General features: G+C 67.3%; 14 protein-coding genes and 1 pseudogene. 3 read left to right on the forward strand and 12 right to left on the reverse strand.

What is annotated here, in order from left to right; translation table 11 throughout:
* The 3 genes from Amac_RS53560 to Amac_RS09570 form a co-directional block, all read right to left on the reverse strand.
* A partial coding sequence (locus Amac_RS53560; protein ID WP_218040970.1) for a hypothetical protein occupies positions 1-283 on the reverse strand: 283 nt, incomplete at its 3' end.
* A 273-nt stretch (positions 284-556) separates the two neighbouring features.
* Entirely contained in the window at positions 557-1498 is a 942-nt protein-coding gene (locus tag Amac_RS57225; protein WP_155353963.1) for a calcium-binding protein, read from the reverse strand.
* A 143-nt stretch (positions 1499-1641) separates the two neighbouring features.
* The gene (locus Amac_RS09570; protein ID WP_155353964.1) at positions 1642-2430 is read right to left on the reverse strand and encodes a hypothetical protein; all 789 of its coding nucleotides are present in this window, start codon (positions 2428-2430) and stop codon (positions 1642-1644) included.
* A gap of 41 nt (positions 2431-2471) precedes the next feature.
* On the opposite strand from Amac_RS09570, the gene Amac_RS09575 reads away from it, so the two are divergent.
* Positions 2472-3248 (forward strand): LysE family translocator, encoded by a 777-nt coding sequence (locus tag Amac_RS09575; protein ID WP_246268204.1) that lies wholly within the window; start codon positions 2472-2474, stop codon positions 3246-3248.
* A gap of 41 nt (positions 3249-3289) precedes the next feature.
* Here the strand turns inward: Amac_RS09575 and Amac_RS09580 are convergent, their stop codons facing one another.
* A complete protein-coding gene (locus Amac_RS09580; protein WP_218040971.1) occupies positions 3290-4297 on the reverse strand; it encodes a nitronate monooxygenase in 1008 nt (335 codons plus the stop codon).
* A gap of 231 nt (positions 4298-4528) precedes the next feature.
* Here Amac_RS09580 and Amac_RS09585 point away from each other — a divergent pair, with 231 nt between their 5' ends.
* Complete coding sequence (locus tag Amac_RS09585; RefSeq protein ID WP_155353965.1) at positions 4529-4867, forward strand: histone-like nucleoid-structuring protein Lsr2; 339 nt, start codon at positions 4529-4531, stop codon at positions 4865-4867.
* A 54-nt stretch (positions 4868-4921) separates the two neighbouring features.
* On the opposite strand, the gene Amac_RS09590 is transcribed toward Amac_RS09585, so the two are convergent.
* Positions 4922-6121, reverse strand: coding sequence for a cysteine desulfurase-like protein (locus tag Amac_RS09590; RefSeq protein WP_155353966.1), 1200 nt, complete (start codon positions 6119-6121; stop codon positions 4922-4924).
* An 85-nt stretch (positions 6122-6206) separates the two neighbouring features.
* Here Amac_RS09590 and Amac_RS09595 point away from each other — a divergent pair, with 85 nt between their 5' ends.
* Positions 6207-6953, forward strand: coding sequence for an SDR family NAD(P)-dependent oxidoreductase (locus Amac_RS09595; protein WP_155353967.1), 747 nt, complete (start codon positions 6207-6209; stop codon positions 6951-6953).
* Between the two features lie 71 nt (positions 6954-7024).
* Here Amac_RS09595 and Amac_RS09600 read toward each other — a convergent pair whose 3' ends face one another.
* The 7 genes and pseudogenes from Amac_RS09600 to Amac_RS09625 form a co-directional block, all read right to left on the reverse strand.
* On the reverse strand, positions 7025-7507 hold the full coding sequence (locus Amac_RS09600) for an Ig-like domain-containing protein (RefSeq protein WP_155353968.1): 483 nt from the start codon (positions 7505-7507) through the stop codon (positions 7025-7027).
* A gap of 433 nt (positions 7508-7940) precedes the next feature.
* Positions 7941-8486, reverse strand: coding sequence for a dihydrofolate reductase family protein (locus Amac_RS09605; RefSeq protein WP_155353969.1), 546 nt, complete (start codon positions 8484-8486; stop codon positions 7941-7943).
* Positions 8487-8498: 12 nt separating this feature from the next.
* Positions 8499-9587, reverse strand: coding sequence for a sigma-70 family RNA polymerase sigma factor (locus Amac_RS09610; protein WP_155353970.1), 1089 nt, complete (start codon positions 9585-9587; stop codon positions 8499-8501).
* A gap of 143 nt (positions 9588-9730) precedes the next feature.
* Positions 9731-10132, reverse strand: coding sequence for a DUF6508 domain-containing protein (locus Amac_RS55985; protein ID WP_246268215.1), 402 nt, complete (start codon positions 10130-10132; stop codon positions 9731-9733).
* A 36-nt stretch (positions 10133-10168) separates the two neighbouring features.
* Positions 10169-10669, reverse strand: a pseudogene (locus Amac_RS55990) (O-acetyl-ADP-ribose deacetylase); the annotation flags it as partial.
* A 48-nt stretch (positions 10670-10717) separates the two neighbouring features.
* Positions 10718-11515 (reverse strand): alpha/beta fold hydrolase, encoded by a 798-nt coding sequence (locus Amac_RS09620; RefSeq protein ID WP_218040973.1) that lies wholly within the window; start codon positions 11513-11515, stop codon positions 10718-10720.
* A gap of 196 nt (positions 11516-11711) precedes the next feature.
* A complete protein-coding gene (locus tag Amac_RS09625; protein ID WP_155353972.1) occupies positions 11712-12752 on the reverse strand; it encodes a hypothetical protein in 1041 nt (346 codons plus the stop codon).
* Positions 12753-13520: the final 768 nt, after the last annotated feature.

Here is a 13520-nt window from a genome sequence, read left to right on the forward strand (position 1 = left end):
CCCCCGCCACGAGGATGGGGAAACCGATCGACAGGAGCGCGAGATACCCCAGGGCGGCCAGCACGACACCAGCGATCGCCAGCGCGATCCCCCGTCTCGGGGCTGCCCGCGACGCGCCGTACACCATCAGCACGGCGCACCCGGCCAGCCCTCCGAGGAACCAGGCCACCGGCCGGCCGCCCTCCCGCGCGATCAACGTGACGTACCAGACGGACATCATCACGGTGATCAAGACCGCCGACACCGCCAGCCAATCCCAGCCCGCTCTCCGCGCCACAGCCACGTGTCCACGATGCCACCACCAGCCCAGAACTCGTAGCCCGGGTCGCCTCTACCGGTGGCTGACAGGTCAGAGCAGGTGACGCCCCATCGAGGGTGAGGGCGTAGAGCCGGCCCCGCCTGCTCGTCACCGACAAGCGCTACGACAAGAACCCGGTCTATGGAGGCCCGCGGGACGCCATCATCACCGATTAGCCACGCCTTCGCGGCCCCGGCACCCTGTCCTCAAGGGCAGCGTTCCAGGGCCACCGCGGGCCCGTGGAGGTGGGCCAGCGGGTTACAGCTCGCAGCCGATTTCCACGTCGACGCCCAGCCCGCCGTTGCAGTCGTCGGCGAAGCCGAGGCCGCCGTTCAGGGTGTCGTTGCCCCAGCCGCCCCAGAGGGTGTCGTTGCCCAGACCGCCGTTCAAGGTGTCGTTGCCCCAGCCGCCCCGCAGGGTGTCGTTGCCCAGACCGCCGTTCAGAGTGTCGGCGCCTAGGCCGCCGTTCAGGGTGTCGATGCCGACGCCGCCGTTCAGGGTGTCGTTGCCGGACTTGCCGGTGATGTCGTCGTTGCCGCCTCCGCCGGTCAGGGTGTTGGCGAGGGTGTTGCCGGTCAGGGTGTCGGATGTGGAGCCGCCGATGACGTTCTCGACGCCGTTCAGGGTGTCGGCTTCGCCGGCCTCACCGCAGGGGCAGGCGGCCAGGTCGACGGTGACCGGGGCGACGCGGGCGGCGTAGCTGACGGTGTCGGTGCCGGTGCCGCCGTCGATCAGGTGCTGGCCGGGGCCGGAGTGGATGAGGTCGTCGCCTGGGCCGCCGTCGACCAGGGAGCCGATGCTGCCGGGGTAGCCGTAGGCGATGTCGTCGCCGGAGCCCAGGCCGATCAGGGCGTGGTTGGGGCCCGTCGGGTTGACGATGTCGTCCATGTCGCCGACGTCGACGATGAGCTGGCCGCCGAAGCCGAACTTGGCCGTGCACTGGACCAGGGTGAGGTCCCTGGCGTCGGGGTGGGAACAGCCGTCGAGCGGGGTGATGGCGACGATGTCGTCGACGAGGTAGGTGTTGGGGTCGGTGAGGGTGAACACCACGTGGTTGACCTGGCCCGGCGCGGCCGTGTAGTTGAGTTCGCCGCCCTGGACCGACGCGCTGGTGTCGGCCGCGTAGGCGGGGGCCACCGCGATCGTGGTGGAGAAAGTGAGAACCGCCGCGATGACCGCGGCTGAGCGTAATGCTGACATGTGCTTCTCCCGTCGGAGGAAATGCCTGACCGCAGGGTCCGCCCATGCCGTTGAGAGCTGGTTGCCCGCCGCTTGCAGACGTCAGCACGTGGACGCCGGTTACCGCGAGGTACGGATCCCCAGGTGCGAAGGCTGACCGTCGGTCACGAGTAGTCCGGGACCAGTTCCCGCTGGTCGATCACCTGGTCGGCGGGTGGGGCGGTGACCACCAGGGGCTGCCCCCATCCGCTGAACCGGGTATCGACGCTCGCCGCGCCCGGGTGCGTGCCCCAGCCGGAGGGCTCCGAGGTACGCAGGCGGGTGGGCAGGCCCTTGGCGTCGGTCCAGAGCCACCAGCTGATCTTCTTGTGGTCGTTGTCGTACCAGCTCCGGGCGGCCTTGGACAGCTCGGCATAGGTGGTCGTGCCCTGGTAGAGCCGCCCACCGGTGTCGAGCCTGCCGGTCTTTCCGGCCAGCAGGACGGTGAGGACGCGCGGGTCGTACACGTTGATCGGCTGAACGGTGATGTGCGGGGAGTCCTGGGCGCTCGGAATCTGCCTGATCCAGGGCTTGCCGTCCTGAAGTTCGGGCTCGCCGCGCACATAGGTTGATCCGCCGGTGCTGATGAAGTTGTACTCGTCCACCGAGTCCCTGGAGTCCTGCGCGTCCGCCTCCAGCGTCCGCGGCCCCGGGTCGGGGACGCCGGAGAACTGCGCGTAGGAACCGACCGGACCGGTGGGACTGAGCTGGACCAGGCTGCGAACGCGGATCCGGCGCCAGCCACCCTTCGACAGGGAATACCGGCCGACCTCGGAGACCTCGACACCGCGCTGGTGACGCAAGTGGTTCTTGACCGCCTGCGCGGGGTTCGGGGCGCCGGAGCCCCCGAGGGCCGGCACCGGGGTGCACAGGACCAGCAGGCCGACGGCGGCCAGGGCTAACCATCGCCTCATGAAGCCTTTGTCCTTCCCGGAAAGAACCGTGATCATGCGGAATGGTCATCATTGCAGATGGCGATGGCGCGATTGATGAACATTTGAAGGGAATGCGCGGCTTTGGCCGACCCTCGCGATGCTTGCCAGGACGCCACCTTTACTCTGGAGCCGATGCGGAGGGGGACGCGGTGAACTACGGGGGCTTGGGCGGGATCGCAGTGGTGGCTCTGGCTATGGTGCTCACCCCTGGGCCGAACATGGTCTATCTGGTCTCACGGTCGATCGCTCAGGGGCGGCGGGCCGGCCTCTTATCGCTCACCGGCGTGGTCGTCGGGTTTCTCGCCTACCTGACGGCCACCTGTTTGGGGCTCACTGCGGTGTTCGCGTTGGTCCCTGCCGCGTATTCGGCGATCAAGCTGGCCGGAGCCGGTTATCTGCTCTATCTCGCCTGGAAGACGTTGCGGCCGGGCGGCGTCTCGGTTTTCGAGGCCGGTGAACTGAAGCCTGACTCGACGCTGAGGCTGTTCACCATGGGGTTGGTCACTAATCTGCTCAACCCAAAGGCAGCCGTGCTGTATTTGTCGCTGCTGCCGCAGTTCATCGATCCGGCGGCAGGTCATGTGATGATGCAGAGTTTCATGCTGGGCACCGTACAGATCACGGTGAGCATGGCGGTGAACCTGCTGATCGTGCTCACGGCCGGAAGCCTGGCTGCCTTCCTGAAGGACCGACCGGCCTGGCTTCGCTTCCAGCGCTACGTCACCGGCACGCTGCTCGGCGCCTTCGCGGTCAAGCTCGCGACGGACCGATCGCGGGTTGTCGTGGCCACACCGTGAAGGTGATCGATCGCACGTGAGAGACCGGGTGCCGTCGCTCGTCAGCGGATGTGCTGGGCTCCCAGCTCTTGGACCAGCCCGGCGGCGGGCATGTCCCGCGCGAGCGCGAACCCCTGCCCCGCCCAGAGATTGATCATCTCGGCGTCACCCGCCCGGCGGGCGGCGGCGCGTAGCGGGGCGGTCAGCCGGTGGACCTGCGGATAGGCGGCGGGCGCGTGCGCCGAATGCTCGGTCAGGAACCGGTTCACCAAGCTCCGGGCCAGGCGCCCGGTAAAGGCCCGAGTCAGCGCTGTGGCCGACGCCGACGTCAGCGCGGCCCGGTGGGGTTCGCTCGTGCCCGCCTCGGGGCAGCGCAGGAAGGCGGTGCCCAGCTGGGCGGCGACCGCGCCGGCGGCCAGGACCGCGGCCACCCCCGCGTGGTCCATGACGCCTCCCGCGCCCACCACGGGAAGCGGGGTGTGCCGCGCCACCAGCCGCAGCAGGGTCAGCAGTCCGAGGTCGCCCTCGTCGGTGAACCCGCCCCGGTGCCCGCCCGCCTCGATCCCCTGGGCCACCAAGGCGTCGGCGCCCCCATCGCAGGCGGCGACCGCCTCGGCCGGGGTGGTGACCGTCACCAGCACGAGTGCCCCGGCCCCGCGCAACTCCTCGACGATCTCCCGGGCGGGCAACCCGAAGGCGAAGGACACCACCGGCACCCGTTCCCCGACGACCAGAGCGAGCTTCTCCGCCCAGCCGTCGTCGTCGGCCACGGGGTCCCCCAGGCGCACGCCGTACCGGTCCGCGTCGGGGCGCAGCAGCTCCGCGTAGGTCTCCACCGGACCTGGGGCGGGCCGGTCGGCGGCTGGCACGAAGAGGTTGACGCCGAACGGGGCTTCCGTACGCGCTCGCACCGCCGCGATGTCGGCCCGCAGCTCCGAGATGGTCCGGTACCCGGCCGCCAGGAAACCCAGCCCGCCCGCCCCGGACACCGCCGCCGCCAGCTCGGGCGTGGACGGACCGCCCGCCATCGGGGCCTGGATGATCGGGTAGCGCAGGCTCTGAAGATCCACAACCGCCACCCTAACGGCCGGAATCAGAGCGGCAGGTGAGCCGTCACCGTGGTGACCCCATCGATTTCGGGTCACCGCCGGCCCATCCCCCGGCGTCGCGGGTGATCACGACGGATTGGCGAGAAAGCAGCATGGAATTGCTTTGCGGAAAGAATGGTCCTTCGGATTTTCGACTGGCCCGGTTCAGCCGTTAAGGTATGGCAAATATCGCGGCGGCATGAGGAGCGGACCATGGCCAAGCACATCGTTGAGCAGGTCACCGACGACCTGGACGGCACTGCGGGTGCCGCCACCTACCAGTTCGGCTGGGGCAAGGACACCTTTGAAATCGATCTGAGCGAGGCCAACAAGGACAAGCTGGAGAAATTCCTGGCGCCCTACATCACCAACGGGCGACTGGTCCGCGAGGCCAGGGCCGGCCGCGGGCGGCGGGCCGGCGTCAGCCAGGCCAAGCTCAGCCGGGAGAAGTCCCACGAGATCAGAGAATGGGCCAAGGCCAACAACTATCCGGTGAACGAGCGGGGCCGGATCGCGGCCACCATCCTCGAAGCGTACGAGGCGGCCCACTGACCTGGGCCACCGGCGACGCGATGACTCAGATGGGCCTCTCGCACCATCAGCCGATCACAGGTCTTCCAGGGCGTTGAGCAGGCGGTCCACGTCCGATCTGTCGTTGTAGTGCACCAGCCCGGCCCGTACGGCAGAACCGGTGTCACGGATGCCGAGCGCCCCCGTGAGCTCCCAGGCGTAGCAGTGCCCGTCCCACACGTTGACCTTGCGAGCCGCCAGGTGCTCGGCCACCTGGCGGGGCTCGCGCCCGGCGACGTCGAAGAACGCGGTGGCCGTACGGCGCACGGGCGAGCCGATCAGGCCGACGCCGGGCAGGGACGACAAGCCCTTGAGCAAGTGCGCGAACTCGGCCTGCTCATGGGCTTCGACCGCCGTCATCGAGGCGAGCAGCCGTTCCCGCCGGGTGCCGGTCGCGTCCGGGTCCAGTCCGGCGAGATGGTCGACCGCGGCGGTCACCCCGGCCAGGTCGGCGAAGGGCAGGGTGCCCGTTTCGAACCGGTCCGGCACCTCGTCCGGCGATGAGGCGAGCTTGTCGGGCGACAGCCGTACGAGCAGGTCAGGCCGGGCGATGACGGCTCCGATGTGCGGTCCCGACCATTTGTAGGAGCTGGTCGCGTAGAAGTCCGCGCCGAGGGCGACCATGTCGATCGGGGTGTGCGGCGTCGCGTGCACGCCGTCGACGTAGGCCAGCGCTCCCACGGCATGGGCCCGCGCGGTGATCCGCCGGACGTCGGGCATGGTGCCCAGGATGTTGCTGGCCGCGGTGACGGCGACGAGTCTCGTGCGGTCGGTCACGAGCTCGTCGTACTGCTCGGCGGGCAGTTCCCCGCTCGGCGCGTCGACGGCCGCCCATCTGATCCGGGCTCCGGCCCGGGTGGCGGCCTGCACCCATGGCCGTACGTTCGCGTCGTGGTCGAGCTGGGACACCACGATCTCGTCGTCCGGGCCCCAGTCCTTCGCCAGCGCGTACGCGAACCGGTAGGTCAAAGTGGTCATGTTGGGGCCGAACACGACGCCGTCCGCGTCGCCGCCGACGAGATCCGCGACGGCCTGGCGAGCCCGCGAGACGATCTCGTCGGATCGTGCGCTGGCCGGGAAGGCGCCGTGGGCGTTGCCGATTCCCTCGGCGTAGGCGGCGGCGATGGCATCGATCACCGGTCGCGGCACCTGGGTGCCCGCGGCCGCGTCCAACCAGGCATATCCGTCAGAAAGGGCAGGGTAGAGCGCGCGGATCCGCGCGATGTCGAGGCTCATGCCTCCCCAGTCTCATGGGTCGGCCGGTCGGAGGCAAAGGGGGCCCCATCCGGCCGGAGCACGTCGACCTGTTAGTGTCCGGCCGGTGAGCGGACGAGCGGTAGTGATCACTGGGGCATCGCGGGGAATCGGACGAGCGGTCGCGACGGCGTTCGCGGCCGAAGGCGACCGGGTCGCGATTCACCATCGGGCTTCGCCGGAGCTGGCCGAACGGCTCCGCGCCGAATTGCCGGGAGAGGGCCATGCCGTCGTCCAGGCCGACCTCGCCGATCCCGATGAGGTGCGCCGGATGGTCGACTCGGCGGCTGACGCCCTCGGCGGGATCGACGTGCTGGTCAACAACGCCGGCGTCTTCTTCTCCCATCCGATCACGGAGGTCTCCTACGAGGAGTGGCAGGCCGCGTGGCACCAGACTCTGGGCGTCAACCTCCTCGGGGCGGCCAACGCGACGTGGTGCGCCGTACGGCACATGGCCCGCGGCGGCAGGATCATCAACGTCTCGTCGCGCGGCGCCTTCCGCGGGGAGCCGGACAGTCCCGCGTACGGCGCGAGCAAGGCGGGCATGAACGCGCTGGGCCAGTCGCTCGCCATCGCCCTGGCTCCGCGCGGCATCACGGTGGGAACCGTGGCGCCCGGGTTCGTCGAGACCGACATGACGAACGAGCACCTCAAGGCGCCGCGGGGCGACGCGATTCGGGCGCAGAGCCCGTTCGGACGGGTGGCGGTGCCGGAGGAGATCGCCGCCGCCGTGCTGTATCTGGCCTCACCGGCGGCCGAATGGGCGAGCGGCACCATCATCGACCTCAACGGCGCCTCCTACCTGCGCAGCTGATCCCTTGGCCGAGCGGCGCGGCCTGATCGGCAGGCCGCGCCACATGCCCAGGCTCCCCTAGTTTGGGTTGCTTACGGACAGAAGGGCTCGTCGGGCAGGCCAGGGGGCGGGTCGACCAATAGGAACGAAACGATCTCGGAGTCCGCGTTCAGTTGGGGCTTGTCGGTGTCGTACGCTCGCGCGAATGCCGTGTTTTTGCCCGAGCTCTGCGGGATGAACGGTCCGCGGTCGACCGTGATCTCGTACGGCGCGATGTTGTCGGTGGCCAGCAGGCGGTCGTTGACGTAGAACTCCACCCGGTCGATCCCGTCGGGGGCGAAGATCGGGATGTCGTCCGGGCCCCGCATGATCTCGTTGTCGCCGTCCACGGCGCTGGCGCTGAATGTGATCGGGCACCCTGACACGCCTATGAAGCCGTCGGTCGGGCTGATCAGGGCTACTCGTGGTGGCAGGTTCTTGGCAATGGGACCGGCCACCGGGTCGCCCATGGCGGTCCCCGCGCCGGCGACCGAGGCTAACGTTAGAGCCCCGATGAGAACCAGGCTGCGTCTCACGTGCTACTCCTTCGATTTGCTGTTGCTATGGCAGGAGACCTGTGTTGCCCCGTGTCTGTGGTGAAGGACATGGCCAGCGCGGCCGCGGGAGGCCTGAGACCAGGGTCATCGTCGGCTCTCCGATTGGATAGATCAGCGGGATTAGCCCACTACGCAGCCCGATAATCAGTGCAAACTGGGAGAAGGCACGTGCTCGCGACGGACGCGGTGGCAGCTTCCTGCGTTTTGACGCGCTGTTACAGGGCCTATCGAGTTCCGCGCGCACGGCGTAGGTGGCGCGGGACGACCCGGCTGGGAGCTTAAGTAGCCCAGGTCGTCCGGACCGTAGCTTGAGGACAGCTGATCTATAGGCTGTCTACACATCACCGCCGCACAACCGCTGTCCACCTGCGGCGACCCCTACCTGCCGGCCCAAAAAAGAATGCGCCGGCTGTCAGGCGCGCCGGTAGCGGACGTGGAACGCGCCGGTGTCGAAGTGCTTGATGCTGATCAGCCGCATGCTGATCGGTTCGGGAAGGCCGGGGAACAACGGCAGCCCTGTCCCGAGGGCCAACGGGTGGACGATCAGGCTGTACTCGTCGATCAGTCCGAGCCTGGACAGTGACTGGACGAAGCGGGCGCCGCCGGCCACGGCGATGTTCTTGCCGGATCGCTGCTTGAGCTGTGCGATCTCGGTAGCGGGGTCGGCGGTTGCCAGCCGGGCGTTGGCCCACTCGACCCGGTCCAGGGTCTCGGAGAAGACGATCTTTGTCATGTCGTTTATCAGGGGCGCGATCTCGTCGGTTGAAGTCGGCCAGTGTGCCGCCTGCTCGTGGTAATTGACACGCCCAAGCAGATAGGTGTCCATGTCCCGCAAGCCCCCGACGATCAACTCTTTCAGCTCATCGTTGAACGTGCGCCAGATCCAATCCAGCTCTCCGTTCGGTCCGGCGACGAAACCGTCCAGCGAGACCTGCATCCCCAGTACCACTTTCCTCATGCGCGTGTCCTCTCACGATCTCTTCCTGCTGCGCGTCATCGTTGGTTGAGACGGCGAGAGGATCGAAAAGGAATCGCCGGGGTCGCGCGTCACGAGGGTGGCCGGGAGGCCGAACGCCTCCAGCACAGCCGGAGAACTGAAGTCGACTATCTCTGTGATCTTGCCTTCCTCGACGCGCAGGACTTCCAGCGCCAGCGCCCGGAACTCGCTGTCCTGCGGGCGACGCAGGTAGACCGCGACAGCCGGTTGCAAGTTGGACCGGGTGGCCAGGTAGCGGTATTCCCCTGCGGCCGCGAACTCCGTGCTGCCTGTAATAAACGCCTGGCTCCCCTCGACCCAGAACGGCAGCGGCGGGAACGAAACGCGCACATCCTCGCGCAGCAGGCCGGCCAGCACGTGGGTGTCGCGCCGCTGGTGGGCGTCCATGTAACGCTGCAGCAGCGCACGCTCGGCCGCGCTGGGATCGGTCACCGGACCCCATTGCGACCGTTGCCGTGGCAGGTGCTTCCGCAGCGTCGAGCGCGCCCTTTGCAGCGCGCTCTTCACCGCGGCGACGGTGAGCTCCAGCGTCGCCGCCGTATCGCCGGCCGTCCAGCCCAGGACATCCCGCAGGATGAGCACCGCCCGCTGCCGGGGCGGCAGATGCTGGATGGCCGCCAGGAACGCCAATTCGATGGTCTCCTTCGCCACGACCACCGCATCCGGAGCGTCCTCATCGGAGGTGACATTCGGCAGCAGATGATCCGGGTACGGCTCAAGCCATGGATGATCGGCCGGTTCGAAGGGCGCCGTACCGGTCCCTGCCACCGGCGCCACCTCATAGGGCAGGACACGGCGGGGACGCTGGTCGAGCACGTCGAGACAGGCATTGGTCGCGATCCGATACAGCCATCCCCGGAATGTCGAACGCCCCTCGAAACCTTCCCGCCCGCGCCAGGCGCGCAGAAAGGTCTCCTGCACCAGGTCCTCCGACTCCTCAAGCGAGCCGAGCATCCGGTAACAATGCACCTGAAGCTCTCGCCGGTAGCGCTCGGTCAACGCGGTGAACGCCGACTCGTCCCCCGCCCGCACCGCGGCGACGGCAACGCTGTCCTCGGCCACACCCTGTCCCCTCCTGCTGATAACAGTTCACCCATTGCTATGACGACCACCAATCGAGAAAGGAATCGCTGACGCAAAGGGCGGGGCACCATAAGGGTTCCTGGAGCTTAAGCCGGGCCGACCTGCCGGACGGATCCTGAGCGTCATCGACGTTCGTGCTGGTACCAATGGCGCAGCCGCCGCACGATGGCCTGGAGGGCGCCGTTCCGAATCGCTTCCTGTATCGTCCCGTCAGAGAATCGCTCCCCCCGGATAAAGGTGGTCGCCAGTCGCGCCGCGTCGGCGACGGGCGCCTGGTCCAGCCCATTCCCGTCGGGAAACAGGGGCGTGACCTGGTGCCACGCCCACCAGTCGAACACCACAATGATCTTCAGTCCGACCAGGATGCTGAAGACGGCGTTCAAAGCCTCGCTGTAAATCGCGTGGACGCCCTCTTCACCCGGTACCGCTCCGCCCTCCCAGGTAACCTCCAGATCGGCATCCGTGAGCCCGTCGGCCAGCGCGAACAGCTTTTCCCAGCGTTCGGACGGCTGCTCGGCGAGCACCGCCTCGATCTCCTCATCCGTGGGTCCCAGGCCCCGAAGGACCTGTTCAAACGTCTGGTACGCCACCACGTCGAACAACACGAACCTGACATCTTCGATCCGCGTATCCACTGACCGCACCGTGCCGAGAGCGATTCGGGCCGCATCCTCCATGGGCCACCGATAGACCCCCGTAGAGATCGCGGGAAAAGCGACACTCCGCGCACCGAGTTCATCGGCCACGCGCAACGATTCCCGATAGCAGGAGGCCAGCAGCCCTGACCTGTCCTCCCCCACCGAATGAACTGGCCCGACCGTGTGAATCACCCACCGCGCCGGTAGCTCCCCCGCAGTGGTCGCGACCGCCTGCCCCGTCGGCAACCCCCTGCCAAACCGCGACGCCCGCAACTGCCGACACTCCGCCAGAATCTCGGGTCCGCCACGCCGATGGATAGCCCCGTCAACACCACCTCCACCCAACAGCGAGGAGTTCGCGGCATTGACGACAACATCTGTGTCCTGCCGAGTGATATCCCCCCGCACCAGCGTTATCTTCATGCGATCGAGTATCCCAGCGTGACACGTCGCCGCCCTGCCATCGGCCGCCTAACGTACCGAGCAGACCGCGGATGCGATAACTGCCGTCACCTCATCCGGATGCGATATCAATGTCAAATGGGACCCACCCTGGAACTCAGTGATCTTCGCGTGTGCCCGGTGGGCCATAGCCAGCTTCGAAGCCGGAGTGATGATCTGATCGCTGCTGCTGATGAAGGCCCAGGACGGAATCGTCTTCCACGCCGCCGTTTTCGACGGCGTCGTGAACGCAGTGGTTGAGGCGGGACGCTGGGAAGCCCACAGACGCATCGCGACGTCCCGGGGCTGATCGGAGGCAAACGAACGGACGAAGATCTCCTGCTGGAGGTAGAGGTCTTTCACTCCCTTAGGCGCTCCCGGATAGGACACGTCGTAGTACAGGGAAGCGGGATTCTCGTTGAGCACGGATCCGGAGCCGCTGAGTTGACCGGTCGTCTCCCCGATGTCAGGCGCGACCGCGTCGACGTACACAAGAGCCTTGACACTGGGATTGCCCGCGGCGGCGTTCGTGATGACCGATCCCCCGTAGGAATGCCCGACGAGCACGATCGGGCCAGAGATGGTCCTCAGATAGTCCGCCACGGCCGCGGCATCGGTGGTCAGGCTCCGGAGCGGATTCGGTACGGCCCGGGCGACGTACCCCGCCTCTTGCAGAGCGTTCACCTCGCCGTTCCAGCTCGACGTACCGGCCCAGGCGCCGTGAACCAGGATGATCACGGGCTTCTCGGTGCCCGAAGCCTGGCAGGGAAACGGACTGCTCTTGGTGGCCACCTGAGCGTTGGCCGTCCCCGCCGTGGTGGCGATCACCGATAGGGCCAGGGGGACGATGACCTGCCGTCGTCGTCGGGTACGCGCAACTTTCATGTCTCCCCCTCCGATGACGGCCGATTTAGATGATCAAGCGCATGCAACCCATCATGCCTCGAACAACGACGCAATTAACCCAAACAGGGTTAAAACGTCAGATTTTGGCAATCGGCAATAGGGGTCGTATTCGGGCCAGTTATCCCGCAACAGGCCCGGCCGGGGTGTCGGCGCGGAACTGATCCAGCGCCGCGGCCCGTTCGTGGTAGGGGATGCGGGACAGCTTGGTGACCAGGTCCCACATCGTGCGTTCCGCCGCTAGGTCCACCGGGAGCTTGAGGCCGAGGGACTCGGCCAGGGGTTTGCGGCCGACATTGACCAGCGCACGTACGGATGCGGCCCACTCGTCGGTGGAGGAGACCGCGGCGAGGTACCACAACGGGAGCAGGGCGCTCAGGCCGACGATGGTGATGAGCAGGACCGTGGGGTCGGAGCCGGCAGCCGCCAGCGTCGCCGCAGCCGCGACGATCACTATGACGTGGCCGGCCAGGAGCGCGATGAAGAAGTCCACGTTGGCCCGGGCCAGGTCGACTTGCTTGCGCACCTGTTCGGGCGAGACGCCGGTCAGTTCGTTCCACATGACCTGGGTGTCGAGCCGATAGCGGTCATAGCCGTACTCCTCAAGACGCCGGATCGCGTTGCCGAGGCGGGTGGGTGCCATCTGCTCGTCGCTGATCGGATAGCGGGCCAGTTTCTCGCGGAGCAGGGCCCGCTGGGTAGCACTTCGGAGACGGTCCTTGGCGAGCACTCGGGTCATCTCCGGATCGGCGCTCAGCTCAGCCAGCCGCGCCGCCAAGTCGGGGGGCAGCGACCCCTCAGATCGCTGCCGGCGCTCCAGCCGCAGCACGGTGAGTCGATCCTGGAGATTCTGTTTCGCTCTCGTCCGCCGGGCGCACCCTAAACGGTAGAGCCGCGACGGCCACAGCAGGTATCCCTCGAGCATCCGGTAGAGCAGGTTCTGCAGTGCGCTGAGGACCAGCCCGAGCAGGACGGAGGCCGCCAGCAGCAGCAAGGCGGCCGAGCCGCTGGCCGCCGGCCACAGCTTCTCGACGGGGCCGGTGTGACGCAGGCTGGGTGCGACCGCGATGACGAACAGGCCCACGTTGAGCGCGGTCGGCAGAATCCAGCCGACCAGCAGCGCCCACGCCCCGCCCAGGACGCCCTTGGCGATGTCAACCACATGTCACCATTCGTCATCGTCCCCGCCGACCGGAGGCCCCGGCGGAGTGGCCATGGCCCCCGGCTCCGGACGCGTAAAGGTGCCCTGAACGGTGTGGACCTGGCCAACACTCGAGCCTCCGGCTCGGTGCCAGGCAGAACTGCCAGTTCACCATCGCCGTACCATTGCCTCGTCCAGGAGGCCCGATCGAGGCCCGAGCGGCTCGCCGCAGACTCCAGGACGCCGGGCAGCCCCTCCTGGAGATCGTGCTGCTCCTGATCACTGAGCGAACTAAGGCCAGCGATGGCGAAGGCCACGATCGACCGTCGGCCGAAGTCATCACCTGGCGGATTCGGCGGGGTCATTCATCCCTCACACGCGAATACTCAGCGTTGCTCGTTCTGGGTGCCAGTGCCTGTCGTATGGGATAGACCGAAAAACGTGAGAGAGGCCCCGTGGGCCCAAAAGTTGTGCCACCAGCTACCTTCATGGCGAAGCATGATCTCTCCTCTCCGACAAGTCCACGGGTTGTCCAGGCAGATGCGCGAGCGGTCGCGGTGTCGCCCGAGACAACCACGACTCGTAAATGACACTACCGTAACGATTACCAATATGCCCAGAATGCCACCGATCGCTGCGCATTTAGTCATTCGCAAAGTTGTACGTGCCGAAAATTGTGTCACTAGCTCTGACCTGCGGCCTGACCTTAGGTTCGTGAATCGGCTGAGGAGGGACAACCGTCCGGCAATTCAGTAGAGGTGTTCATGAGCGTGCATGACCTGATGGAAT

It is taken from the genome of Acrocarpospora macrocephala (assembly GCF_009687865.1).
Lineage (GTDB): Bacteria > Actinomycetota > Actinomycetes > Streptosporangiales > Streptosporangiaceae > Acrocarpospora > Acrocarpospora macrocephala.